Genomic DNA, 23,126 nt, shown 5'->3' with positions numbered 1-23,126 from the left:
CTGAAACCTTCAGTCACTTACAATGTTGTCAGTGAAGCCAGGGCGACTAGGGGATCGTGCGTTGAACATCACCGGCAGCAATTCAGGACATCCGGTCGCCCCCGACTGGAGACCCGAAGCCTTGCCGGTGGCGGAATTGCTGGTGCGCAGTGCGCGGCAGCATCCAGACCGCATCGCGCTCGACTTCATGGGGCGCACCTGGCGCTACGACGCCTTACTGGAGGGTGCCCGTGCGGCCGCCGCGGGATTCCAGCGGATCGGGGTCAGACCAGGCACGCGGGTTGGGCTGTTCCTACCCAATACGCCGCATTACCCGATCGCTTATCATGGCGCGCTGCTCGCCGGCGCGACGGTGGTCAACTTCTCGCCGCTCTATTCGCCTGACGAGGTCGCCTTCCAGGCCCGTGACTCAGGGACCGAAGTGATGGTCTGTCTCGACCTCAAGCGCTTGTGGGCGCCGATGCAGCGACTGCTGGACAAGGGCATGCTGCGAAACCTCGTGGTCGGGTCGCTGGTCGATGTGTTGCCGCCGCTTAGAAGCCTTGGCTTCCGCTTGCTCAAGCGCGGCGAACGTCAGGACCTGCCGCAGTACGAGCGGGTCGTTCGCTGGAGCACATTCCTCCGATCTCCGGCGGAGCTCAAGCCGGTCGAGGTCGACCCCCGATCGATTGCGCTGCTTCAATATACCGGAGGCACGACCGGCGTCCCCAAGGGCGCGGCGCTCACCCACGCCAACCTGACCGCCAACGCCCAGCAGCTAGCCGCGATCGACCCCGGTGAGGGCGAACGCACCGCACGGGTGCTCGCCGCGCTTCCCTTGTTCCACATCTTCGCCAACAGCGCTGTCCTGAACCGCTCCCTGATGTCCGGCGGCACCTTGTATCTGCTCGCCCGGTTCGACGCGGGCGAGGCGCTGGCCGTTATTCGCCGCGGGCGGATGACCGACCTGTGCGGCGTGCCCGCGATGTTCCAGGCGATGATCGACCATCCCGACGTCGCCAGGACGAACTTCGATTCCGTCCAGCAGTGCTTCTCGGGGGGCGCGGCGATGACCGCTGTGCTCAAGGAGCGGTTCGAGCGCACCACCGGCGCCCGCGTGCTCGAAGGCTATGGCCTGACCGAGACCAGCGGGGTGGTCGCGGTCAATCCGTTCGTCGGCGAGACCCGCGCCGGTACTGTCGGCCTGCCGCTTCCCGCGACGGAGATAAGGATCACCGACCCGGAGAATCCCGACCGGGTGTTGGCAGGCGGGGAGACGGGCGAACTCCAGATCAAGGGACCGCAGGTGATGGTCGGCTATTGGCAGGCTGCCGTCGAGGCACCCGATCCGCTTCCCGGCGGCTGGCTCCGCACCGGCGATCTCGGCTTCGTCGAATCCGGCGGCTACCTCCGCTTGGTTGATCGCTCCAAGGACATGATCAATGTCGGCGGCTTCAAGGTCTTCCCGAGCCAGGTCGAGGCCGCCCTGCTGAAGCATGCGGCGGTCAAGGAGTGCCTGGTCATTGCCGTCCCGGACGAGCGGGTGGGCGAGCGGCCAAAGGCCTTTGCGGTGCTCAACGAAGGCGCTGAGGCCTCGCCGACGGACCTGATGACGGCGCTGTGCGAGCGGATCGGCAAGCATGAGCGGCCCGTCGCGATCGAGATCCTCGACGATCTGCCGCGCACCATGATCGGCAAGCCCGATCGCAAGGCGCTGACGAAGATGGATGCGGAGCGCCGCGCGGCCGCTACCAGCTAGGGCGCTGAAGGACCCTCGTCGGTCCGTGATAATCGACCTGGTTCAATGGCTTGAAGCCGAGTTTTGCTGCGAGCCTGAAACTCGGCTCATTGCCTTCGCTGATGATCGCCCAGATGTCCTGAGGCGGCAGAGCGGCCTCGGCCCAGGCCAGCAGCGCGCCCGTCGCTTCATGGGCCATGCCGGTGCCGTGGGTCTCGGTGGCGAAGATCCAGCCCATCTCGGGCTCGTCGCCGAACTGCGGCTCGAAGTCGCGCCAGGCGGTGAACAGGCCAACGTTGCCGATCAGCTTGCCGTCGCTCAGCCGCTCGACCGCAAGCCCGCCGAAGCCGTTCATCAGCCAGTTGCCCGCCGCGGCGCACATCCGCCGCCACAGTTCTTCCTGGCCGATCGGCTCGGGGCCGAAGAAGCGGTGCACCGCCGGCTCGCTCATAATCGCGTGATAAGGGCGGAAATCTTCCCGCCGCCACGCCCGCAAACGAAGACGCCCGGTCTCCAGGGTGGGAGCCGGGCGTCCTTGCGTCATAGGTGAATGACTTACTTCTTGCCGAGCGTCAGGCCGCCGAAGCGCTTGTTGAAGCGGGCCACCTGGCCGCCGGCGTCGAGCATCTTGCCGGTGCCACCGGTCCACGCCGGGTGGGCGGTCGGATCGATGTCGAGGTGAAGGGTGTCGCCTTCCTTGCCCCAGGTCGAACGGGTCTGATACTTCGTGCCGTCGGTCATCTCGACGGTGATGAAGTGATAATCGGGGTGAGTCCCGCTCTTCATGGTTCTGTTGTCCTCGTGGATGTGGCTGGTTCCGACCAGCCTTGAAAAGGTCGCCGCCCCCTAGCGAAGACGGCTTCGCTTGACAAGGCGGCCCGCCGCGGCGGACAAGCGCGGCGGGTTCAGACCCGAGGAAGCCGGTGCGATTCCGGCGCTCTGCCCGGAACGGTGTGCTGCTACTTCCCCCGGAGGTGGCGGCGAGTCCGATACTCGGCCTGAACTGTCGTCCGATCGACCGTCCGGGGCCAGGCGGGAGACGTGGCGCAGGCCTCCGCGACGACTTGCATGTCACAAGTTCCTTGCAAGGAGTGCCCCGTTTGTTCCTGACCGACCTTCCTCCTCCGCCAGTGGCGGCGGAAACCATCATCGTTACCGCTGCGCGTGGCGGTGAACAGCGCGGCAAGTCTCCCGCCAGCGTCAGCCTGATCGAGCCGGTGACTGTCGAGCGCCTCGGTGAGCCACTGCTTGCCACCCTGCTCCGCCTCACCCCGTCGGCCAGCCTGTCCGTCGCCGGACCCGCCGGGTCGCAGACCCAGGTGCGACTGCGCGGCGCCGAGGCCAACCACACCCTCCTGTTCATCGACGGCATTCGCGCCAACGACCCCGCCGCGGGCAACGAGCCGCGTTTCGAACTCCTCTCCGCAGATCTCGCCGACCGGATCGAGATTGTCCGCGGGCCGCAATCGGCCCTGTGGGGCAGCGAAGCGATCGGCGGCGTGATCGCGCTCAGCGCACAGCCGCGCACCGGCGTCGGCGCCGTGGCGGAGGCCGGCAGCCAGGGCTTCGGCCGCCTCGGCGGCTCGGCCGGTTATCGCCAAGGCCAAGTGTCCCTCGGTCTCGGCGGCGGCATTCAGGGCGCGCGTGGGATCAATGCCTTTGCCGGCGGTCCGGGAGACCGCGACGGGTATCGCAACGCCGTCCTGCGCGGACGGCTGGACTGGGCGAGTGGTCCCCTCACCCTCACCGCCTCAGGCTTCGGGATCGCTGCGACAAGCGAGTTCGACGGATCGGATCCCGCGACCTTCCTGCGCGCCGACACCGCCGATTCCACTCGCAACCGGCTGGCGGCTGGACGCCTTGGTGCACGCTACGATGACGGCGGCTGGAAACTGGCGCTGGGCGTCTCGCGGCTTGGCTCGCGCAACCGCAACCTTCTCGCCGACGTCGAGCAGAACCGAACCAGCGGCCGCCGCGATACGCTCAACGCCGAGGCAGCACGCGATTTCGGTTCCGCCCACCGCCTGACCGTCGCCGGCGAATGGATCGGCGAGCGTTTCACCGCCTCCGACACCGTCTACGGCGGCTTTACCAACCAGCGCCGCAAGCGCGACCAGGCGGCGGTCACCGCCGAATATCGGGGCGAGACCGGCCCGGTCGTCGCCACGCTTGCCATTCGTCACGACGCCTTCAGCGAGTTCCGCGACGCCACCACCTTCCGCGCCGGCGCGCTGGTCGCGCTCGGCGGTGGACTGCAGCTTGCCGGCAGCTGGGGCGAAGGCATCGCCCAGCCGACCTTTTTCGACCTCTATGGTTTCTTCCCCGGCAGCTACGTCGGCAATCCCGCGCTCAAGCCCGAGCGCAGCCGCGGCGGCGAGCTGTCGCTGCGGGCGATCAGCGGGCCGTGGCGGGCCGCGGTGACGGCCTATCGCCAGCGCCTACGCGACGAGATCGTCGCCAGCCCCGACTTCACCTCGGCAGTGAATGCGAGCGGCCGGAGCAAGCGCGACGGCGTCGAGCTGGAAGCGGGCTGGCACGGCGGCGAATGGCTGAACCTGTCGGCCACCTACGCCTATCTCGACGCAGTGGAGCCGGCCGGACGCGAACTCAGGCGCCCGCGCCACAGTGGGTCGGTCGCGGCCGACGGGGTGGCGGGGCGCCTCAGCTATGGCGCGGCGCTGAGCTACACCGGGACACGGCTCGACCGCGACTTCGATCAGTTCCCCTCTCCGCTGGTTCGCCTGCCCTCGAACTGGCTGGCGAGCGCACAATTGGCTTATCGGGTCGCCCCGCAAGTCGAACTATTTGGTCGCGTCGCCAACGCCTTCGACCGGCGGGTCGTGGACGTGGTCGGGTACCGCGCGGAAGGGAGGAGCCTCTTTGCCGGCATCCGCCTTGGGCCTCGCCGCTGACGCGGCGCTGCGGGTCGCTTCCCTCAACCTGTGCACCGACGAGCTGTTGCTGATGCTCGGGCGGTCGGAGCAGATCGTCTCGGTCAGCCACCTCAGCCACTCGCCTCGCGAGACGGCGTTGTGGCGCGCGGCCCGTGGGCACCTGGCGAACGACGGCAAATTGGAGAGCGTCCTCGCCCGGCGCCCGCAGCTCATCCTGACCATGGGCGGGAGCGGCGGCGCGCGGCAGGCGCTTGCTAGACGCTTCGGGGCACGGCTGATCGAATTGCCTTATGCGTCCAGCCCTTCGGAGGTTGTTGCGCAGGCAGCGCAGGTGGCAACGCTGCTCGGGCGCCCAGCCGCAGCCGCCGCGTATCGCGATCGACTCGCTCACCTCGAGCGCTCACGGCCGGGCCTGGAGGAAGGCGCTTTCCTGAGCGGCGGCGGTCTCAGCCTGTCGCCGCAGGGTCTGGGCGCATCGTGGCTGAGGCTCGCAGGCTTCCGGCAGCCGGCTCTCACCAACAACCGCCTGAGCCTCGAAACGCTCGCGACCAAGCCGCCCAAATGGCTGATCCGCAGCGATTACCGCGCCGACCAGGCCAGTCGCGGGACCGCCTGGCTCGATCATCCGCTTATCCGCCGCCTAACTCCTCGCACCCTTGCCACCGACGGAAGGCCATGGACCTGCGGCGGCCTGCCGATGCTGGCCGAGGTCGAGCGTCTGCGGGCACGACGCGGCCTTCAATGAACCGCCTGGCCGCCCCCCTTTTGCTCATCGTGCCGCTGGCTCTCAGCGCCGCGGCCTTGTTGCTGCCGCTCGCCCCGCTCCGCGGACCCGACGAGCTTGCGCGGCTGATACTGGTCGAGCTGCGCCTGCCAAGGCTGCTGCTCGGGCTCGGCTACGGCGCGGTGCTCGGACTCACCGGGGCGGCGCTGCAGGCGCTGTTCGCCAACCCCCTCGCCTCGCCCGACATCACCGGGGCGAGCAGCGGCGCGGCGCTCGGCGCGGTGATCGGATCGACCTTCCTCGGTGTGGCGACTCCGCTCGCAATGGGCGCCAGCGGAGCGGCGGGAGCAGCGCTTTCCCTGCTGCTATTGTTCGCGGTGGCCGGACGCCGTCCGGATGCCGCCACGCTCCTCCTCGCCGGTCTGGCGATCAGCCTTGCAACAGGCGCGCTGACCAGTCTCGCCCTCGCGCTCGCCCCCTCCCCCTTCGCATTCTACGAGGCGTTCGACTGGCTGATGGGCAGCCTGGTCGATCGCAGCCTTGGGCAGGCCGCGGCGGCGCTGGTCCCGGCGGCCGTGGCGTCGGCGCTTCTCGTCAGGCACAGTGGAGCGCTCGACCGACTGGCACTGGGCGAGGATGTGGCGGCGTCGATGGGCGTGGCACCCGGGCGGCTGCGGAGCGAGGTCGTCCTGCTCTCGGCTGTCGCGGTCGGTGCCTGCGTCGCGGTCTGCGGCGCGGTCGGCTTCGTCGGCCTGATCGCGCCCGTGCTCGCCCGCCGCCTGACGCGCGGGCATCCGGGCCGGGCCATGCTTCCCGCCGCGCTGATCGGGGCGATGATCCTGGTCGCGGCCGACCTCCTGACCAGGCTGGCTCCGCTTGGGCGTACCATCCCGCTCGGCGTCGTCACCGCCAGCCTCGGCACGCCCATCTTCCTGTGGGTGCTGCTGCGCATGCGCGGGAGGCTGGCGTCATGACGCCTCTCCTTGAGGCGACCGTCTCGCTGCCACCTCGCCTGGCAGAAACGCACGTGGTCGTGGCGTCTGGCGAGCGGATCGCAGTGATCGGCCCCAACGGCAGCGGCAAGACGACCCTCCTGCGGGCGATCGCCGGCATCGAGGGCCAATCTGCCGAAGCGACCATCGCCGGCGAGGCACTGGCAAGCATGTCGCCCAACCGGCGCCTGCAGAACCTTTCCTTCCTGCCGGCCAGCCGCGAAGTGCGCTGGCCGATCCCAGTTCGCGACGTCATCGCCCTGGGGCTTTCGAGGCCCGATCAGGCGCGGGTAGAGGAATTGCTCGCGCGCCTGCGGCTGACCGGGCTCGCCGATCGCCCGATCGATCGCCTCTCCACCGGCGAACGGGCGCGGGCTCTGCTCGGCCGGGCGCTTGCTCCGCGTCCTCGCTTGCTCCTGCTCGACGAGCCCTTGTCCAACCTCGACCCTGCCTGGGTCCTGCGGACGCTCGATTATCTTGACGACGTCGCACGCGACGGCACCGCCATCGTCATGGCGCTGCATGACCTGGCGCAGCTAAGCCGGTTCGATCGCGTGTGGATGCTCGATCGCGGGCAAATGGTCGCCGACGTAACGCCGGGCGAATTATTCGCCTTGCCGCGCTTCGCGGAGGTGTTTGAGGTGGAGCCGGACGGGGCCGGCTGGACCCTCAGTCCTTCGGCGGATCGGCGATCATCGCGGTGAAGTTGGCTTCGGCCGCAAGCTTGCCGCCGACAAACGCCTGACCGGCGAACTTGCACACCGCGGCGCGCTTCTGGACGAAGCTGACCTTGAGTTCGAGCAGGCAGCCCGGCTCGACCGGGGTGCGGAACTTGGCGCCGTCGATCGCCATGAAATAGACCAGCTTGCCCGACCCGGCGAGGCCGAGGCTTTCCACCGCCAGCACGCCGGCAGCCTGTGCCAGCGCCTCGACGATCAGGACGCCGGGCATGATCGGCCGTCCGGGAAAATGCCCGGCAAAGAACGGCTCGTTGATGCTGACCGCCTTGATGGCGGTGATGCGCTCGTCGATCACGAGTTCGGCGACCCGGTCGACGAGCAGCATCGGATAACGATGGGGCAGCGCCGCCATGACCTGACGGATGTCCCGCGTCAGAACCGCGACGGCAGCCTCCCCTTCGCTCAAGGTCTTAGCGTCCGGTCGGGCGCTGCTGCGCGGGCTGGGCCTGCTGCGGCAGCGGCGTGACGCTGACCGACGGCACCTGCGAGTTCAGCGCGGTAAGGACATCGTTGGTGATGTCGATGCTGTTGGAGCGGGCAAGGGTCGCATCGGTATCGACCGCAAGGTTAGCGCCGCGCGTCGTCATCGCCTGGTTGATGATCGGGCCGAGCCGCGTGTCGAGCTGCTGGCGGACGTGTGCCTGGGTCGACTGGAGGCGGGTCTGCAGGGTCTGCAGTTCCTGGTTGGCGGTCTGCTGCGACTGCTGCCAGCGCTGGACGCGCTGCTGCAGCGCGGCAGGCGGGCTCTGGCGCTGAGCGGCCGGAAGCGCCTGGATCGCGGCTTCAATTGCCTGACCTTCGGTCTGGATCGGGCCGGCGAGCGCCTGCTGACGCGTCTGGAGCGCGGTGGCCTGGGTCTGCAGCTGGGTCAGCGCGGCGCGGCAGGCGGTGCACTCGGCATAGATGCGGCCGCTGTCGACCACCGCAACGACGGCGGCCGGCAGGCGCTGGGCAGTGGCGGGCGTGGCGACGGCAGCGGCCGCCAGAAGGCCAAGAACGAGCTTGTTGGTCATCAGAATGCAGTCCCTACGTTGAATTGGAAGGTCTTGGTGTCATCGCCTTCCTGCGACAGCAGGGCCTTGGCAAGGTCGATCCGGAGCGGTCCGAAAGGCGAAGTCCAGTTGACGCCAATGCCTACCGACAGGCGAGGCTTGGCGCTGTTGCCGAGGAACTCCTCCCGGTAGCCCGGGGCGAAGCTCAGTGCGGTGTTGGTCGGGGCCGCAGCGCAGTTGGCGCTGGTCTGGCCAACGTTCAGCACCTGCGGCGCCGGCGCCGTAGTGGTGGTATCGGTCGGCACATAGAAGCAGGTGCCAGGGATGTTGAGCAGGTTCGGCTGGCGCAGCTTGAACAGCGAACCGACGTCGATGAACGCCGACGGCCTCAAACCGAGGTTGCGCGCCCCGGCACCGAGCGGGATCTCGAGCTCGAGCCGGCCCATGTAATAGGCCCGGCCGCCGAGCGCGTCCGTGATCTGCCCTTCGGCCTCCAGCGCCGAGGCGTCGGCGGTGTAGCTGGTGCGGCGGATGCGCGGGCCGAGGCCGCGGATATCGAAGCCGCGCAACTGCGGAGTGAAGAAGCGATCGGAAATCCGGATCGGATCAAGCCCGGCGCGCTGCGCCTTCTGCAACGGATGGATGTAACCGCCTTCGGCCCTCGCCGAGAGGATGAAGCCGTTGCCGATGCCCCAATATTTGGTGCCCTCCGCGCGTGACCGGATATACTTCACGTCGCCGCCGAGACCGGCGAAGTCCTGGCTGAAGCCAAGACGCTGGCCGCGGCTGGCACGAATGCCGTTGGTGTTGTCGAACACCAGGCTGTAGCCGAGCAGCGAAGTCGTGCGCTTGCCGATTTCGTCGCACAGATACTGGCCCGCCTTGAGCGGATCGCAGACGCCGTTGGTGAAGAATTCGGGCCGGTTGGCGAGGCTGATCTCATCGAAGTTCAGCGTGTAGCGCACGCCGAAGTTGATGAACTCGTTGACCGGGAAGCCCAGTGACAAGCCGCCGCCAGTCTGATCCTGGCTGTAGGTCCGGTTACGCTCGTTGCCGATGAAATTGAAGCTATTGAAGTCGCGGCGATAGATCTGGCCGCCAAGCAGGATCTGCTTGTCGAACAGGTAAGGCTCAGTGAATCCCAACTGGACCGACTTCGAATAGCGCGAATAGTTGATTCCGGCGGACAGCGACTGTCCCATGCCACGGAAGTTGTTCTGCTCGACGCTGGCGGCAAGGATGAAGCGCTCGAGGCTGGAATAACCCGCCGACAGCTGGAGCTGCCCGGTCGGCTTCTCCTCCACCTCGACGTTCAGCGCGACCCGGTCCGGAGCGACCTGCTCCTGCTTGATCTCCAGCTTCTCCTGAAAATAGCCGAGGCTCTGGATGCGGTCCTGGCTGCGCTTCACCTTGACGGTGTTGAACGCATCGCCCTCGTTGACGCGGAATTCGCGGCGAATGACCTTGTCGCGGGTGCCGGTGTTGCCCGACACGTTGATGCGATCGACATAGGTGCGCGGGGTTTCGCCGACCCGGAACGCGATGCCCATGGTCTTGGTCTCGGCGTTGCGCTCGTAATTGGGATCGATCTCGGTGAACGCATAGCCGAGCAGGCCGGCCGTTTCGTTCATGCGGGTGACGGCGTCCTCGACCGCCTTGGCGTTGAACCAGTCGCCCTTCTTGATGCCAGCCAGCTGGACCACCAGGTCCGGCTTGAAGTCGCGCAGTTCGGATTCGGCGCTGATGTCGCCGAATCTGTAGCGCGCACCTTCCTCGACCACGTAGGTGATGACGAAGTCGCGGCGGTCCGGGGTCAGTTCGGCAAGCGCCGAAACCACCCGGAAATCGGCATAGCCCTGCGTCAGGTAGAAAGCGCGAAGCTTCTGCTGGTCCGCCGCGAGGCGGTCGGGATCGTAGCTGTCGTTGGATTTGAGGAAGCCGAGGACGCCGCCGCTTTCGCGGGTGAACATCTCCTTGCGGAGGCGGCCGTCGTCATATTGCTCGTTGCCGATGATGTTGATCGCGCGGACCTTGGACTTGTCGCCCTCGGTGACCTCGAACACGAGGTCGACGCGATTCTGGTCGAGCGTGACGACCTTGGGCTCGACCCGAGCGGCGAAGCGGCCCTGGCGCTTGTAGAGCTCGATGATCCGCTCGACGTCGCTGCGGGCCTTGGAGCGGGTGAAGATCTGCCGCGGCGCGAGCCGGATTTCGGGCAGGATCTTGTCGTCCTTGATCCGCTTGTTGCCTTCCAGCACGATGCGGTTGATGACCGGGTTCTCGCGCACCACCAGGACGATGTTGCCGGTGTCGGCACCCTCGATCTGCGCGTCTGCGAACAGCTCGGTCTCGTACAGCGCCTTGATCGCGGTATCGAGCTTCTCAGCATCGTAGCTGTCGCCGGGGTTCAGCCCTGCGTAGGAACGAACCGTATCCGCCTCGAGGCGCTGGGCGCCGCGGACGGAGATGGAGCGGATGACCCGCTGCGGCTGCGCGGCCGCGGCCGGCGCGGCGGTAGCCGGCTGGGTGGTTGCCGTCGCGGCGGGCTGCGTCGTGCTCGTCGCTGCGGGCGCGGGCGCCTGCTGCGCGAGGACCGGAGAAGCCCAGCCCCCAACGATGGTGCCGAGCAGAAGTGATGCCCTCATGCGGTTGATCAAAGCCTTGTCGCCTTTCGAACTCACGTATTCGTTTCCCGCCTGGGTTGAGGTGACCCGGTGCGGCGTCATGGAGCACCTACAGCGGCCCGCGACGCTACTAGACGCGGGCCCCTGCCGCGCCAACCGATATTGTTCAAGCCGGGCTCAGCCCAACAATTGCCCCAATGTCCGCCACAGACCTACCGACGCCAGGTCGTTGAGGGTCGCCACCAGCATCAGGGTCATAAGGGCAGCGAACCCGCCGCGAAACAACCACTCCTGCGCCTGAGCCCCAAGCGGTCGACGGCGTGCTGCCTCGACCGCGTAGAGCGCCAGATGACCCCCGTCGAGCATCGGAACTGGCAAAAGGTTGATGAACCCGAGGTTTATCGAGAAGAAGGCGATCAGCTGGACGAACTCGAACCAGCCGATGCTGGCGACCTGTCCGGCGACCTGCGCCATCTTGATCGGACCCCCAAGTTCCTCCAGCGGGCGGCGCCCGGTGATGATCTGCCACAGGCCGACGCTGGTGTTCTCGATGGTCGACCAAGTGATCCCGGTTGCCTCCGGAACGAGCTGCAGCGGCGAGACCGTCTCGAACACCCGCTCGCCGGTGGCGATGCCGAGCCGACCGACGCGGTAGGTCTGGCCGAAGCGGTCGGCTTCGGTCACCGTCGCCAGCCGCGTCGAAGCGGCAAAAGTCCGGCCAGCCCGCTCGACGGTGATCACCACATCCTCGCCGGGACGAAGCCGGCTGTACTCGGCAAGGTCGTCGAAGCGGCGGATTTCGCGCCCGTCGATGCCGACGACGCGGTCGCCCTTCACCAGTCCGACCGCCGCCGCCGGCGAACCGGGCATGACCGCGGCGACCACCGCAGGAGTGCGCGGGGCGCCGTTGACTGCGATGAACGCCGCGAAGATCAGGATGGCGAGGAGGAAGTTGGCGGCAGGGCCGGCGAACACCACCAGGGCGCGCTGCCAAACCGGCTTGGCATGGAAACTGCGGGCGCGGACCTGCGGGCTCAGCTTGTCGAGATCCTGGCCCATGCTGGCCGGGTTCATGTCGCCGGTGAAGCGGACGTAGCCGCCTAGTGGCAACCAGCCGACCTTCCACCGGGTGCCGCGCTTGTCGGTCCAGCCGGCGACCTCGCGGCCGAAGCCGATCGAAAAGGTCTCGGCACCGATCCCGAACCAGCGTCCGACAATGTAGTGGCCGAACTCGTGAATGAAGACGAGCGGCCCGATCGCGCCAAGGAAGGCGAGCGCCAGGAACCAGACGGGCGGCGTTTCGAGCATCAGTTCGCGATTACCTTCAGCGCTTCGCGCGTGGCACGGCGAACCTCGGCGTCGAGCGCCAGAACATCGTCGATGGAGGTGGGAAGCGGTTGGTCCATGCGGTTCAACTGCTCCTCTACGACGGCGGCGATGTCGCCGAAGTGAATGGCGCCCCCAAGAAACGCCTCCACAGCTACCTCATTGGAAGCGTTGAGGGTAAGCGGCGCGGCCTCGCCGCGACGAAGCGCCTCGCGGGCAAGGCGAAGTGCCGGAAAGCGCTCGGGATCGGGCGCTTCGAAATCGAGACGGCCGATATCCATCAGGTCCAGCCGGCGCGCCTTCGTCGCCATCCGCTCGGGCCAGGCCAGGATATGACCGATCGGTACCCGCATGTCGGGCGATCCGAGCTGCGCCAGCATCGAGCCGTCGGCATATTCGACCAGGCTGTGGATCACCGATTGCGGATGGACGACGATGTCGATCCGCTCTTCCGGCAGGTCGAACAGGTGGTGGGCCTCGATCAGCTCCAGCCCCTTGTTCATCATGGTCGCGCTGTCGACGCTAATCTTGGCGCCCATCGACCAATTGGGATGCGCGACCGCTTGCGCCGGGGTGGCGCGCGCCATCTCCGCTGCCGACAGGGTACGGAAAGGTCCCCCGCTGGCGGTCAGGATCAGCCTTGCCACCTGATCGCAATCCTGACCCGCAAGGCACTGGAAGATGGCATTATGTTCGCTGTCTATCGGTAGCAGCACGGCGCCCGAGCGGCGCGCTTCCTCGATCATCAGCGCGCCTGCGGAGACCAAAGCCTCCTTGTTGGCCAGACCGACCGTGCGGCCCGCCCGGATCGCGGCCATCACCGGGGCGAGCCCGGCGGTGCCGACGATCGCGGCGATCACGAGGTCGGCAGACGCGGCGGCTTGGGCGAGTGCCCCCTCGCCCGCCGCCACCTTGATGTCGGTCCCGGCCAGCGCGGCACGAAGCTCTTCCAGCCTGCTTTCGTCAGCAATGACCGCCAGCGATGCGCTGGTCCGGCGGGCGATCGCGGCCAGTTCGGCGACATTGCTCGACGCCGTCACTGCGGTCACCTCGAACCGCTCGGGCGCCGCTTCGACCAGGTCAAGAGTCGAAGTGCCGATCGATCCGGTGGCGCCGAGGATGGCGATTGTCTTCATCAGCTGAGCCCCGCCATCACGCCGACCGCGGTCAGCACGGCGACCGGCACCAGGCCGTCGAGGCGGTCGAACACACCGCCATGGCCGGGCAGGATGCGGCCGCTGTCCTTGACCCCGGCCTGCCGCTTCATCCAGCTTTCGAATAGGTCGCCGAGCGCCGCGGCAAAGGCGAACAGTGGCGCCAGCCACAGCCAGGCCAAGTGCAAATCCTGGCTCTGCGCCCAGATCCCGCCAAGCAGCGTCGCGGCGATGAGCCCGCCGACCAGTCCGGAAATTGTCTTGTTGGGGCTGACCGTCGGCGCCAGCTTTGGACCGCCGAAGGTGCGGCCGGTGAAGAAGGCGCCGATATCGGCGCTCCAGGTGACGATGAACGCCCACAGCACCAGTTCGAAGCCTTCGCTGCCCGGCGGGTTACCGGCCCGCTCGCGCACCCACAGCAGCGACAGCGCGGGAAGCAGCGCGAAGACGAAGCCGCAGAGGTGCCATTTCAGCCCCCAGCCGCGGACCATCTTGGCCCATTCGTAATAGATAGCGGTGGCCGCCCCAGCGACCAGGATGGCGAAGGCTGTGCCGCCGAACCATTCGGCGGTCAGCGCGGTCAGGATCATCAGCACGCCGGTGATGGTGCGAAGCGCAATCTCGCTCATCGACCACCGAACCGTCGCTGCCGCCGGGCAAACTCACCTAACGCCGAATTGAAGGCTGCCTCGTCGAAGTCGGGCCACAAGGTGTCGACGAAGTGCAGCTCGGCATAGGCCGCCTGCCACAGCAGGAAGTTGGACAGGCGTACCTCCCCGCTGGTGCGGATCAGGAGGTCGAGCGGCGGCAGGTCGCAAGTGTGCAGCAGCCCCTCGATCGCCGCGATGTCGATCGTCTCGGGATCGAGCGCCCCGTCCCTCGCCGCGCGGGCCAGCGCCTTTGCCGCCCCGGCGATCTCGCCCTGGCTGCCATAATTCAATGCCACGACCAGGGTCAGCCGGTCATTGTCGCGGGTTTCCTCAACCGCCTGCTGCAGGCGCTCGTAGAGCTCGTTGCCGAAGGCCGCTGGCTCGCCGATCAGGCGCAGGCGGACCTTTTCCTTCTGCAGCGTGCCAAGTTCGCGCTCGAGGTAGAAGCGCATCAGGCCCTTGAGGTCGCTGACCTCGTCTTCGGATCGCCGCCAGTTTTCGCTGGAGAAGGCGTAGAGGGTCAGGACCTCGACCCCGCTGTCGACCGCCGCCTGCATGGTGCGACGAACCGCTTCGGCCCCAGCCCGATGCCCGGCGACCCGCGGGAGCGAGCGCCTAATCGCCCAGCGGCCGTTGCCGTCCATGATGATGGCGACGTGGCGGGGGACCGAACCCTCCGCCGAATTCCCCTCGACTTCGCTCGGGGCGAGCGGAGGGAGGGAGGAGGTCATGTATCCCTCCCCGTTTGTGCCGAGCGACGTCGAGGCACGACCGGCACCAACGGAGTCGAGGTCATCACTTGCCGAGGATTTCCTTTTCCTTGGCCGCCGCCGCCGCATCCAGTTCCTTGATCGTATCGTCGGTCATCTTCTGGACTTCGGTGTCGAGCTTCTTGTGCTCGTCCTCGCTGATTTCCTTCTTCTTTTCGTCGGTCTTCAGCGCATCCATGGCGTCGCGGCGGACGTTGCGGACCGCGATGCGGGCCTTTTCCGCATATTGGCTGACCAGCTTGGCGAGCTCCTTGCGGCGCTCCTCGGTCATGTCGGGGATCGGCAGGCGGATCATCTGCCCGTCGGTGATCGGGTTTATGCCCAGCCCGCCCGAACGGATCGCCTTTTCCACCGCATTGAGGTTCGAGCGGTCCCACACCTGGACCGAGATCATCCGCGGTTCGGGCACCGACACGGTCGCGACTTGGTTCAGCGGCATCTTGGCGCCATAGACCTCGACCTGGATCGGATCGAGCAAAGCGATCGAAGCGCGCCCGGTGCGCAGACCTCCGAGGTCGCTCTTGAGCGAGTCCACCGAGCCGGCCATGCGGCGCTGGACATCGGCCTTGTCATAGGCTGGCATGTGACTGTTCCTCCTGGTCCTGAACGATCGTCGCCACCCCCTGGCCCGCAAGCACCTTGGCAAGGTTGCCCGGCTCGCGGATGTTGAAGACGACGATCGGAATGTTGTTGTCGCGGCACAGCGCGACCGCGGCCGCGTCCATGATCTTGAGATCCTCGGCCAGCACCTTGTCGAACCCAATGGTGTCGAAGCGCTTGGCGTCCTTCACCTTCTTGGGATCGGCCGAATATACTCCGTCGACGCTGGTACCCTTGAACAGCGCGTTGCACTTCATCTCGGCAGCACGCAGCGCGGCACCGGTATCTGTCGTGAAGTAGGGCGAGCCGACGCCAGCGGCGAAGATCACCACCCGGCCCTTGGCGAGGTGACGTTCGGCCCGGCGGCGGATCACCGGCTCGCACACCTGGTCCATCTTGATCGCCGACTGCACCCGGGTGTCGACCCCGATCTGCTCCAGCGCATTCTGCACCGCCAGCGCGTTCATCACGGTCGCCAGCATTCCCATATAGTCGGCCTGCGCCCGGTCCATGCCCTTGGCGGCGCCCGCCATCCCGCGGAAGATATTGCCGCCGCCGATCACCAAGCACAGCTCGAAGCCTGCTTCCTTGGCGGCCTTCACCTCGGCGGCCATGGCGGCGACGGTATCGGGATCGATCCCGAACTGTCCGGGGCCCATCAACGCCTCGCCCGACAATTTCAGGAGAATGCGGTTGAAGCGGCGAGCCATGACGATGTCGATCTTTCGATGTGAAAACGGGCGGCAGCGCTTCTATAAGCGCAGCCGCCCGCTTGGGAAGTATCTTCTCCCGCCCTGATGGTCCGGGAGTGAACAAGGGGATCAGCCCTGCTTGACGCCCGACGCTGCAGCCACTTCGGCCGCGAAGTCGGACTGCGCCTTCTCGATGCCTTCGCCCAGCTGGAAGCGGACGAAGTCGACGATGGTCGCCGAACCGCCGGCCGCCTTGGCTTCCGCCGCGACATAATCCTGCACCGGGGTCTTGCCGTCGAACACCACCGCCTGGGTCAGCAGCGCACTTTCCTTGCGGAACTTGTCGACCGGACCCTTGAGGATCTTCTCGGCAATGTCGGCGGGCTTGCCGGCGATCTTGTCGGCGTTCTTCTCGCGAGCGATCGCGGCTTCGCGCTCGATCACCGCCGGGTCGATCGCTTCACCGGTCAGCGCCAGCGGGTTGGCCGCTGCGATGTGCATGGCGATCTGCTTGCCCAGCGCTTCCAGCTTGTCGGCCGGGGCATCGCCCTCGATCGCGACCAGCACGCCGATCTTGCCCATGCCGGGAGCGGCGGCGTTGTGGACATAGGCCACGACCTTGCCCTCGCCGACGGTGAGCGTCTTGGCGCGGCGCAGGTTCTGGTTCTCGCCGATGGTGGCGATGTTCTCGGTCAGCGCTTCCTCGACCGACTTGCCCGACGGCATCGCGGCCTTCTTCAGCGTCTCGACATCGTCGCCGTTGGTCAGCGCGAGGCTAGTGACGTCGCGGACGAAGCCCTGGAACTGCTCGTTCTTGGCGACGAAATCGGTCTCGGAATTGACCTCGACCACCACGCCCTTGTTGCCTTCGACGGCGACGCCGACGAGACCCTCGGCGGCGGTGCGGCCGGCCTTCTTGCCCGCCGAAGCGAGGCCCTTGGCACGCAGCCAGTCGATCGATGCCTCGACGTCGCCGTTGTTCTCGGCAAGCGCCTTCTTGCAGTCCATCATGCCGGCGCCCGAGCGCTCGCGCAGTTCCTTGACCATCGCGGCCGTGATGTCAGCCATGTCTGTATTCCTTAGCTATGAAACCGTTCGTGCCGAGCGACGTCGAGGGATCTGGTCCCCCGACTTCGCCCGGGGCGAACGGGAAAGGAGTTGCAACTTGAAGACATTGAGCTCCGGCCTTCGCCGGAGCGCAATGCTTACGCCTCGAGCGCGGCTTCGGCCGGCGGCTCGGACATGGCGCCGATGTCGACACCCTGGCGCTGCTGGTTGCCGGTCTTGCCCGAGGTGGCCGCTTCGGCAACCGCGTCGGCGTAGAGACGGATGGCGCGGCTGGCGTCGTCATTGCCCGGAACCGGGAAAGCGATGCCTTCGGGATTCGAGTTCGAATCGAGGATCGCGACAACCGGGATGCCAAGGACGTTGGCTTCCTTGATCGCCAGCTCTTCCTTGTTGGTGTCGATCACAAACATGACGTCGGGCAGGCCGCCCATGTCACGGATGCCGCCAAGGCTCTTCTCGAGCTTGTCGCGCTCACGGGTGAGCTGGAGCACTTCCTTCTTGGTCAGACCGGCGGTGTCACCCGTCAGCTGCTCCTCGAGCGTCTTGAGGCGCTTGATCGAGTTGGAAATGGTCTTCCAGTTGGTCAACATGCCGCCGAGCCAGCGGTGGTTGACGAAGTGCTGGCCCGAACGGCCGGCGGCCTCGGCCACGGCGTCCTGCGCCTGGCGCTTGGTGCCGACGAACAGCACCTTGCCGCCGCGGGCGACGGTGCCCTGCACGAAGTCGAGCGCGCGGGCGAACAGTGGAACGCTCTGCGACAGGTCGATGATGTGAACACCGTTGCGGTCGCCGAAAATGTACGGCTTCATCCGCGGGTTCCAGCGGTGGGTCTGGTGGCCGAAGTGAGCTCCGGCTTCGAGCAATTGCTGCATGGAGACGAGCGTGCTCGCCATAGGGATAGTTCCTTCCGGTTGATCCTCTGGGGGGCGGGAACGGGCGACCTTTCGGCCACTCGCACCGGGCTATGATGCCCCCCATGCGGGTTGATGCCGCGTCGGGCACCCGTGAATGGTAGCGGAGGAGGGACTTGAACCCCCGACACGCGGATTATGATTCCGCTGCTCTAACCAGCTGAGCTACTCCGCCCCTCTCGGGGTGCCGTGACGGCGGGCGGGCCTATACGCGGGGGACATGCAGTGGTCAACGCCAAGGAACCGCCGGGTGAGCACCGGGTTTGAGTGCGCAAAGGAGATTACCCACGATGGATCCGCTCACGCCGCTTGATACGCTCTGCCGGATCATATTGCGCGCAAAAGAATATGAAGCTCAGGTCCCGTCCGATTACGACGCGGACGAAGATGCGGAAAACATCGATGGCGAAGACGGCGAGGCCCTGTCGGTGCTCGACGACGACGTAAACGACGGGGTCGAGGAGGAACTTCGCTCGGCGATCGACGATCTGGCCGAAGACCAGCAGGCCGAACTGCTCGCCTTCTGCTGGGTCGGCCAGGGCACCTACGAAGCGTCCGACTGGGACGAAGCGATGGCCGAAGCCAATGACGAAGTGGCGGCCGGCGGCGTGGTCGACCAGTTCCTCGAGATGCCGATGCTGGCCGGCGTTCTGGAAGCCGGCATGGCTGCGTTCGAACTCAGCTGCGACGGGGTCGGCGACCTCAGCTAACCCCGGAAGCTCCACCGCCCGAGGCGCTCCCACGGGCCGCCGAGGTAGCGGTGGAGCTCCAGGCCCGCGATCCTCAGGGGTCGCGGGCTGAAGCTTGCCTCCAGCTCGTGCAGCAGCGCTTTCGCTGCCCGTGGCTCGGCCTTGTTCATCACCGTCACGTGCGGTCGCCAGCCTTGCCCGTCCTGCGACGTCAGATAGCCGTGGAAATGATCGGCGATGTTGCGGCGGATGGCTTCCAGTTCGTCCGACACAATCCGGTAGGCCACCCCGCGGCCAAGGTTCATCAGCCCGGCGACCTTGGCCTGGGGTGCAGCGGTAGCAGCCTCGCGGGCAAGCACCCTTCCCGCCTCCGCTTCGGCGCTGGGGGGCAAGGCATGAAACATAGTGAGATGCGCCGCCAGCTGGTTGCGTTCGGGCGGGAAATAGGCCCGGCGCTGCCCGTCGAGCCAGGCGAAATCCTCGGGCCCAAGGGCAGCGGTGACAATCAGTGCGCCGCTCATCGTCCTGGCCAATTGTCCTTCTGAACCTCGGGGAGCTGCTCGAACTGTTCCGGCGACATGTCGGTGTTAACCGCGCCGTCGGACACCCCGGCATAATGCCAATCGACCCGGCGAAAGGTTTCGCCCACTCCGGCGACGCCGCCCTGCGCGACGACCAGATAGCGCAGCCGCCCGCCGTCGCAGCTGAGCATCGCGTCGACCGTGGTGCCGAGCGCCTCCCCGCCGCGGCCGAGCAGATGCGAGGCGGTCAGGCTGGACGCCGGGAACAGGTCTTCGCCTGGCGCCGCCGAACTGGCCTCCGCCGCTTTGCTGGCGCCCTCCTCAAGCTTGGCCTGCCGCCCGAGCCAGCGATACACCCCGAACAGGTTCAGCAAAGTCATGACGGCATTGGTCCAAACCAAAGCCGGCTGGTCGGTCAGCACACCGGTCGCGAACCAGGCGATCGAGCCGATGGTGAAGATGATGAAGCCGATGCCGGTGACCCGGCTGCCAAGATTGGAAGCGGTAAAGCAGGCGGCAATGATGGTCGCGGCGGTCGCGATCCACGAAGCGGTTTGATCCATGGGCAGGGTAATGCGCGGCGGGTGCCGCAAGGTCCACCTGACCTAAATCTCCACCTGGCTCCCAAGCTCGACCACGCGGTTGGGCGGCAGCTTGAAGAATTCCATCGCGCTTTCCGAATTGCGCAGCATCCAGGCGAACAGCCGCTCGCGCCAGCTCGCCATTCCGGGCCGCGCGGTCGAGATCAGGGTCTGCCTTGCTAGGAAGAAGCTGGTGTCCATCATCCGGCACACTGGCCCGCAATCCTGCAGCTTGCCGAGCTGCGTCGGAACGTCCAGCTCCTCCATGAAGCCGTAGCGCAGGACCACCCGGAAAAAGCCGTTAGTATAGTCCTCGGTCTCCAGCCGGCGCTCCTCGCGAACGTAAGGCACGTCCTCGATCCGCACCGTCAGCAGCATCACCCGCTCGTGCAGCACCTTGTTATGCTTGAGGTTGTGGAGCAGCGCATGGGGCACACCCTTGGCGCTCGAGGTCATGAACACCGCGGTGCCGGGAACCCGCGTGGCGCTGTTGGCGGCCGACTTCACGAACACCTCCATCGGCAGGCTCGCCTCGGCCATCCGGTCCATCATCAGCTTGCGGCCCTTGGCCCAGGTGGTGAGCAAGGTGAAACCGATCACGCCCACCACCAGAGGCACCCAGCCGCCGTCCGGCACCTTCAGCAAGTTGGCGCCGAAGTAGAGGATGTCGACCAGCAGGAAGAGCGCGAGCAGCGGCACCGCTTTCCACGCCGGCCACTTCCAAAGCGAGAAGAACACCACCGCCAGCAGCAGGGTGTCGATGAACATCGCCCCGGTAACCGCAATGCCATAAGCAGCGGCAAGGTTGGACGAGCTACCGAAGCTGACCACCAGCAGCACCACGGCGACCATCAGCGCCCAGTTCACTACCGGGATATAGATCTGGCCCTTGGCTGACTCGCTGGTCTGCAGGATTCGCAGGCGCGGGATGAAGCCGAGCTGGATCGCCTGCTGCGTGACCGAGAAGGCGCCGGTAATCACCGCCTGGCTGGCGATGACGGTGGCGCAGGTCGCCAGCAGCACCAGCGGCAGGCGCAGGCTTTCGGGCGCCAGGAAGAAGAACGGGTTCTTGACCAGCTCGCGGGCTTGCTCGGGCGACTGCTGCAGCAGCATGGCGCCTTGCCCCAGATAGTTGAGCAGCAAGGCAACGATGACGAATATCCAGGCGTAGCGGATCGGCCGCTTACCGAAGTGACCCATGTCGGCGTAGAGCGCCTCCGCGCCGGTCACCGCAAGCACGACCGACCCCATCGCGATGAACGCCGGGAGCGGCTCCTGATAATAGAAATAGAGCGCGTTCAGCGGGTTGAGCATCTGCAGCAACAGGCCGGGAGCCGACGCGAGGTGCATCGTCCCTAGCACCGCGAGCGTGATGAAATAGACGATCATCACCGGGCCGAACAAATTGCCGACCTTGGCCGTCCCGCGGCTCTGGATCATGAACAGCCCGACCAGGATGCCGATACAAAGCGGGATAACGTACGGCTCGAACGCGCCGTTGACGGTCTTCAACCCTTCCACCGCCGACAGCACCGAGATGGCCGGAGTAATCATGCTGTCGCCGTAGAACAGCGCGGTGGCGAACACGCCGAGCATGACGATCCCGCCGGTCCACCGCCGCGTCGTCCCGGTCGAACGGTTGATCAGCGCCAGCAGCGCCAGGCTTCCGCCTTCGCCCTTGTTGTCGGCGCGCATGATGATGGTGACGTATTTCAGCGTCACGATGATCATCATCGACCAGAAGATCAGGCTCAGCACGCCGAAGATGTGGAGCTGGTCGGGCTCGAGCGTGTGGTGGCCGGCGAAGGTCTCGCGGAAAGCGTAGATGGGCGAGGTGCCGATGTCGCCGAACACCACGCCCGCCGCGCCGAGCATCAGCTTGGCGAGCGAACCCTGGACATGGTGGCCATGGCTGTCCTCGGTCACCGCCGGGATAGCGGGCTGGGCAGCGCCTTCAGCGGTGACGTTCATCGGGCGGGGCCCCTAGCAGTGCGAGTGGCCGCTCGCAATCGGCTGGTGCATCCGCTCATTCCCGGTCTATAGGCGCGCGCAACCACCACACAATCAACTCTCGAAGAGGCAATCGTTCCATGCGTGTCGGCGTGCCCAAGGAAATCAAGAACCACGAGTATAGAGTCGGCCTGACCCCGGCCTCCGTCAAGGAGCTGGTCGCGGCCGGTCACGAGCTGTTCGTCGAGACCGGTGCCGGCAAGGGCATCGACTGCCCCGATAGCGCTTATGTGAAGGCCGGCGCGACCATCCTGCCCGACGCCGCCTCGGTGTTCGACACGGCCGAGATGATCGTCAAGGTCAAGGAGCCGCAGCCGGGCGAAATCGCGATGATCAAGCCGCACCACTTGCTCTTCACCTACCTCCACCTCGCCGCCGACAAGCCGCAGGCCGAGGGGCTGATGGCGAGCGGTGCGACCTGCATCGCCTATGAAACGGTCACCTCGCGCTCGGGCACCCTGCCTCTGCTGAGCCCGATGAGCGAAGTCGCCGGCCGACTCAGCATCCAGGTCGGCGCGCACTATCTCGAAAAGGCGCAGGGCGGCCGCGGCGTGCTGCTTGGCGGCGTTCCCGGCGTGGCCCCGGCCAAGGTCGCGATCTTCGGCGGCGGAGTCAGCGGCGTCAACGCGGCGCAGATGGCGGTCGGCATGCGTGCCGACGTCACCATCTATGACATTTCCAACGAGCGCCTGGCCGAACTCGACATGTTCTTCGGCAGCCAGATCAAGACCGCTTACGCCAGCCGTGACGCCATCGCGCGGGCGGTCGAAGAGGCCGAACTGGTGATCGGCGCCGTGCTGGTTCCGGGTGCCGCGGCGCCCAAGCTCGTCACCCGCGAGATGCTCAAGACGATGAAGCGCGGATCGGTGCTGGTCGACATCGCGATCGACCAAGGCGGATGCTTCGAGACCAGCCACGCCACCACCCATGCAGACCCGGTCTATGAGGTCGACGGCGTGATCCATTATTGCGTGGCCAACATGCCGGGTGCGGTTGCCCGAACCAGCGCCTTCGCGCTCAATAACGCCACCCTGCCCTTCGCGCTCAAGCTCGCAAACCTGGGCGCGGTAGCGGCGATGAAGGCCGACCCGCATCTCGCCAACGGCCTCAACGTCAGCGGCGGCAAGATCCGCCATCAGGCCGTCGCCGAAGCGCTCGACCTCGAATTCGTCGCCATCTAACCACGGAACATAAACGGAACGTCGTCGTTCTTCAACCAACTCAACTCTCTGAGAAGGCTTGAAGAATGACGACGAAGCCAGACACCGATCCGAAGGCAAATCCGACCGGCAATGCGGTCAAGGATCCTGATCACTGGACCACTGGCGGTGAGCCGATGACGGGGGCGCAGGCCTCCTACCTCCAGACGCTGAGCGAAGAGGCCGGTAAGGAGTTCGATCCCGAACTGTCCAAGGCCGAAGCATCGAAGGAAATTGACGCTCTGCAGGGCGAGACCGGGCGCGGCGAGTAA

At 66.5% G+C, this 23,126-nt stretch carries 24 protein-coding genes, 1 tRNA gene and 1 riboswitch; of the genes, 8 read left to right on the top strand and 17 right to left on the bottom strand.

Annotation, left to right across the window (positions count from 1 at the left end; all coding sequences use genetic code 11):
• Positions 1-61: 61 nt before the first annotated feature.
• Positions 62-1,738 (top strand): AMP-binding protein, encoded by a 1,677-nt coding sequence (locus M1K48_RS02915; protein WP_249504380.1) that lies wholly within the window; start codon positions 62-64, stop codon positions 1,736-1,738.
• On the opposite strand, the gene M1K48_RS02910 is transcribed toward M1K48_RS02915, so the two are convergent.
• Together M1K48_RS02910 and rpmE are read right to left on the bottom strand one after the other, a co-directional pair.
• A complete protein-coding gene (locus M1K48_RS02910) occupies positions 1,728-2,261 on the bottom strand; it encodes a GNAT family N-acetyltransferase (RefSeq protein WP_257794162.1) in 534 nt (177 codons plus the stop codon). The two genes, M1K48_RS02915 and M1K48_RS02910, sit on opposite strands and share 11 nt — an antisense overlap.
• 11 nt (positions 2,262-2,272) lie before the next feature.
• On the bottom strand, positions 2,273-2,503 hold the full coding sequence (gene rpmE / locus M1K48_RS02905) for a 50S ribosomal protein L31 (RefSeq protein ID WP_249504378.1): 231 nt from the start codon (positions 2,501-2,503) through the stop codon (positions 2,273-2,275).
• Between the two features lie 73 nt (positions 2,504-2,576).
• Positions 2,577-2,732, top strand: a riboswitch (cobalamin riboswitch).
• A gap of 85 nt (positions 2,733-2,817) precedes the next feature.
• On the opposite strand from rpmE, the gene M1K48_RS02900 reads away from it, so the two are divergent.
• From M1K48_RS02900 to M1K48_RS02885, 4 genes are read left to right on the top strand one after another with little or no spacing between them, the layout of a single operon-like run.
• Positions 2,818-4,629, top strand: a complete 1,812-nt coding sequence (locus M1K48_RS02900; protein ID WP_249504377.1) for a TonB-dependent receptor plug domain-containing protein — start codon at positions 2,818-2,820, stop codon at positions 4,627-4,629.
• Entirely contained in the window at positions 4,598-5,356 is a 759-nt protein-coding gene (locus M1K48_RS02895) for an ABC transporter substrate-binding protein (RefSeq protein WP_249504376.1), read from the top strand. The genes M1K48_RS02900 and M1K48_RS02895 overlap by 32 nt, the downstream gene beginning before the upstream one ends.
• On the top strand, positions 5,353-6,309 hold the full coding sequence (locus M1K48_RS02890) for a FecCD family ABC transporter permease (RefSeq protein ID WP_249504375.1): 957 nt from the start codon (positions 5,353-5,355) through the stop codon (positions 6,307-6,309). Before M1K48_RS02895 ends, M1K48_RS02890 begins: the two co-directional genes overlap by 4 nt.
• Positions 6,306-7,031 carry an ABC transporter ATP-binding protein gene (locus tag M1K48_RS02885; protein ID WP_249504374.1) on the top strand — a complete coding sequence of 242 codons (726 nt, stop codon included), beginning with the start codon at positions 6,306-6,308 and terminating at the stop codon, positions 7,029-7,031. Before M1K48_RS02890 ends, M1K48_RS02885 begins: the two co-directional genes overlap by 4 nt.
• Here the strand turns inward: M1K48_RS02885 and fabZ are convergent.
• The 12 genes from fabZ to M1K48_RS02825 form a co-directional block, all read right to left on the bottom strand.
• The gene (gene fabZ, locus M1K48_RS02880; RefSeq protein ID WP_249505156.1) at positions 6,997-7,419 is read right to left on the bottom strand and encodes a 3-hydroxyacyl-ACP dehydratase FabZ; all 423 of its coding nucleotides are present in this window, start codon (positions 7,417-7,419) and stop codon (positions 6,997-6,999) included. The two genes, M1K48_RS02885 and fabZ, sit on opposite strands and share 35 nt — an antisense overlap.
• A 58-nt stretch (positions 7,420-7,477) precedes the next feature.
• Entirely contained in the window at positions 7,478-8,080 is a 603-nt protein-coding gene (locus tag M1K48_RS02875) for an OmpH family outer membrane protein (protein WP_249504373.1), read from the bottom strand.
• A complete protein-coding gene (gene bamA, locus M1K48_RS02870; protein ID WP_249504372.1) occupies positions 8,080-10,704 on the bottom strand; it encodes an outer membrane protein assembly factor BamA in 2,625 nt (874 codons plus the stop codon). The genes M1K48_RS02875 and bamA overlap by 1 nt, the downstream gene beginning before the upstream one ends.
• A 156-nt stretch (positions 10,705-10,860) precedes the next feature.
• Positions 10,861-11,991, bottom strand: coding sequence for a M50 family metallopeptidase (locus tag M1K48_RS02865; protein ID WP_249504371.1), 1,131 nt, complete (start codon positions 11,989-11,991; stop codon positions 10,861-10,863).
• Complete coding sequence (locus M1K48_RS02860) at positions 11,991-13,145, bottom strand: 1-deoxy-D-xylulose-5-phosphate reductoisomerase (RefSeq protein ID WP_249504370.1); 1,155 nt, start codon at positions 13,143-13,145, stop codon at positions 11,991-11,993. Before M1K48_RS02860 ends, M1K48_RS02865 begins: the two co-directional genes overlap by 1 nt.
• Positions 13,145-13,792, bottom strand: a complete 648-nt coding sequence (locus M1K48_RS02855; protein ID WP_249504369.1) for a phosphatidate cytidylyltransferase — start codon at positions 13,790-13,792, stop codon at positions 13,145-13,147. The genes M1K48_RS02860 and M1K48_RS02855 overlap by 1 nt, the downstream gene beginning before the upstream one ends.
• Positions 13,789-14,544: a polyprenyl diphosphate synthase gene (uppS, locus tag M1K48_RS02850; protein ID WP_249504368.1), complete on the bottom strand. Its 756-nt coding sequence runs from the start codon at positions 14,542-14,544 to the stop codon at positions 13,789-13,791. Before uppS ends, M1K48_RS02855 begins: the two co-directional genes overlap by 4 nt.
• Before the next feature lie 64 nt (positions 14,545-14,608).
• The gene (frr, locus tag M1K48_RS02845) at positions 14,609-15,166 is read right to left on the bottom strand and encodes a ribosome recycling factor (RefSeq protein ID WP_249504367.1); all 558 of its coding nucleotides are present in this window, start codon (positions 15,164-15,166) and stop codon (positions 14,609-14,611) included.
• Positions 15,153-15,893: a UMP kinase gene (gene pyrH, locus M1K48_RS02840; protein ID WP_249504366.1), complete on the bottom strand. Its 741-nt coding sequence runs from the start codon at positions 15,891-15,893 to the stop codon at positions 15,153-15,155. Before pyrH ends, frr begins: the two co-directional genes overlap by 14 nt.
• 111 nt (positions 15,894-16,004) lie before the next feature.
• Positions 16,005-16,943 (bottom strand): translation elongation factor Ts, encoded by a 939-nt coding sequence (gene tsf / locus M1K48_RS02835; RefSeq protein WP_249504365.1) that lies wholly within the window; start codon positions 16,941-16,943, stop codon positions 16,005-16,007.
• Positions 16,944-17,080: 137 nt separating this feature from the next.
• Positions 17,081-17,836 carry a 30S ribosomal protein S2 gene (gene rpsB / locus M1K48_RS02830; RefSeq protein ID WP_249504364.1) on the bottom strand — a complete coding sequence of 252 codons (756 nt, stop codon included), beginning with the start codon at positions 17,834-17,836 and terminating at the stop codon, positions 17,081-17,083.
• A gap of 116 nt (positions 17,837-17,952) precedes the next feature.
• A tRNA-Met gene (locus M1K48_RS02825) sits at positions 17,953-18,029 on the bottom strand.
• A gap of 115 nt (positions 18,030-18,144) precedes the next feature.
• Between M1K48_RS02825 and M1K48_RS02820 the strand changes: the two genes are divergently transcribed.
• The gene (locus tag M1K48_RS02820; RefSeq protein ID WP_249504363.1) at positions 18,145-18,564 is read left to right on the top strand and encodes a DUF3775 domain-containing protein; all 420 of its coding nucleotides are present in this window, start codon (positions 18,145-18,147) and stop codon (positions 18,562-18,564) included.
• Here M1K48_RS02820 and M1K48_RS02815 read toward each other — a convergent pair.
• The 3 genes from M1K48_RS02815 to M1K48_RS02805 are packed head-to-tail and all read right to left on the bottom strand — an operon-like array spanning position 18,561 to position 21,616.
• A complete protein-coding gene (locus M1K48_RS02815) occupies positions 18,561-19,064 on the bottom strand; it encodes a 2'-5' RNA ligase family protein (RefSeq protein WP_249504362.1) in 504 nt (167 codons plus the stop codon). The two genes, M1K48_RS02820 and M1K48_RS02815, sit on opposite strands and share 4 nt — an antisense overlap.
• The gene (locus M1K48_RS02810; protein WP_249504361.1) at positions 19,061-19,627 is read right to left on the bottom strand and encodes a PRC-barrel domain-containing protein; all 567 of its coding nucleotides are present in this window, start codon (positions 19,625-19,627) and stop codon (positions 19,061-19,063) included. Before M1K48_RS02810 ends, M1K48_RS02815 begins: the two co-directional genes overlap by 4 nt.
• A 42-nt stretch (positions 19,628-19,669) precedes the next feature.
• On the bottom strand, positions 19,670-21,616 hold the full coding sequence (locus M1K48_RS02805) for a potassium transporter Kup (protein ID WP_249504360.1): 1,947 nt from the start codon (positions 21,614-21,616) through the stop codon (positions 19,670-19,672).
• Between the two features lie 119 nt (positions 21,617-21,735).
• On the opposite strand from M1K48_RS02805, the gene ald reads away from it, so the two are divergent.
• Both ald and M1K48_RS02795 read left to right on the top strand, forming a co-directional pair.
• A complete protein-coding gene (gene ald / locus M1K48_RS02800; protein ID WP_249504359.1) occupies positions 21,736-22,836 on the top strand; it encodes an alanine dehydrogenase in 1,101 nt (366 codons plus the stop codon).
• 65 nt (positions 22,837-22,901) lie between these two features.
• On the top strand, positions 22,902-23,126 hold the full coding sequence (locus M1K48_RS02795) for a DUF3072 domain-containing protein (RefSeq protein WP_249504358.1): 225 nt from the start codon (positions 22,902-22,904) through the stop codon (positions 23,124-23,126).

This window comes from Sphingomonas glaciei (assembly GCF_023380025.1).
Taxonomy (GTDB): domain Bacteria; phylum Pseudomonadota; class Alphaproteobacteria; order Sphingomonadales; family Sphingomonadaceae; genus Sphingomicrobium; species Sphingomicrobium glaciei.
This window is presented reverse-complemented; position numbering and strand designations above follow the sequence as displayed.

Coding starts and splice junctions, on each gene's coding strand:
- M1K48_RS02910 (WP_257794162.1), bottom strand. CDS start 2,261: ATGACGCAAGGACGCCCGGCTCCCACCCTGGAGACCGGGCGTCTTCGT.
- fabZ (WP_249505156.1), bottom strand. CDS start 7,419: ATGGCGGCGCTGCCCCATCGTTATCCGATGCTGCTCGTCGACCGGGTC.
- tsf (WP_249504365.1), bottom strand. CDS start 16,943: ATGGCTGACATCACGGCCGCGATGGTCAAGGAACTGCGCGAGCGCTCG.
- rpmE (WP_249504378.1), bottom strand. CDS start 2,503: ATGAAGAGCGGGACTCACCCCGATTATCACTTCATCACCGTCGAGATG.
- frr (WP_249504367.1), bottom strand. CDS start 15,166: ATGCCAGCCTATGACAAGGCCGATGTCCAGCGCCGCATGGCCGGCTCG.
- M1K48_RS02875 (WP_249504373.1), bottom strand. CDS start 8,080: ATGACCAACAAGCTCGTTCTTGGCCTTCTGGCGGCCGCTGCCGTCGCC.
- M1K48_RS02865 (WP_249504371.1), bottom strand. CDS start 11,991: ATGCTCGAAACGCCGCCCGTCTGGTTCCTGGCGCTCGCCTTCCTTGGC.
- M1K48_RS02885 (WP_249504374.1), top strand. CDS start 6,306: ATGACGCCTCTCCTTGAGGCGACCGTCTCGCTGCCACCTCGCCTGGCA.
- M1K48_RS02855 (WP_249504369.1), bottom strand. CDS start 13,792: ATGAGCGAGATTGCGCTTCGCACCATCACCGGCGTGCTGATGATCCTG.
- M1K48_RS02815 (WP_249504362.1), bottom strand. CDS start 19,064: ATGAGCGGCGCACTGATTGTCACCGCTGCCCTTGGGCCCGAGGATTTC.
- M1K48_RS02810 (WP_249504361.1), bottom strand. CDS start 19,627: ATGGATCAAACCGCTTCGTGGATCGCGACCGCCGCGACCATCATTGCC.
- uppS (WP_249504368.1), bottom strand. CDS start 14,544: ATGACCTCCTCCCTCCCTCCGCTCGCCCCGAGCGAAGTCGAGGGGAAT.
- M1K48_RS02890 (WP_249504375.1), top strand. CDS start 5,353: ATGAACCGCCTGGCCGCCCCCCTTTTGCTCATCGTGCCGCTGGCTCTC.
- rpsB (WP_249504364.1), bottom strand. CDS start 17,836: ATGGCGAGCACGCTCGTCTCCATGCAGCAATTGCTCGAAGCCGGAGCT.
- ald (WP_249504359.1), top strand. CDS start 21,736: ATGCGTGTCGGCGTGCCCAAGGAAATCAAGAACCACGAGTATAGAGTC.
- pyrH (WP_249504366.1), bottom strand. CDS start 15,893: ATGGCTCGCCGCTTCAACCGCATTCTCCTGAAATTGTCGGGCGAGGCG.
- bamA (WP_249504372.1), bottom strand. CDS start 10,704: ATGAGGGCATCACTTCTGCTCGGCACCATCGTTGGGGGCTGGGCTTCT.
- M1K48_RS02860 (WP_249504370.1), bottom strand. CDS start 13,145: ATGAAGACAATCGCCATCCTCGGCGCCACCGGATCGATCGGCACTTCG.
- M1K48_RS02795 (WP_249504358.1), top strand. CDS start 22,902: ATGACGACGAAGCCAGACACCGATCCGAAGGCAAATCCGACCGGCAAT.
- M1K48_RS02820 (WP_249504363.1), top strand. CDS start 18,145: ATGGATCCGCTCACGCCGCTTGATACGCTCTGCCGGATCATATTGCGC.
- M1K48_RS02805 (WP_249504360.1), bottom strand. CDS start 21,616: ATGAACGTCACCGCTGAAGGCGCTGCCCAGCCCGCTATCCCGGCGGTG.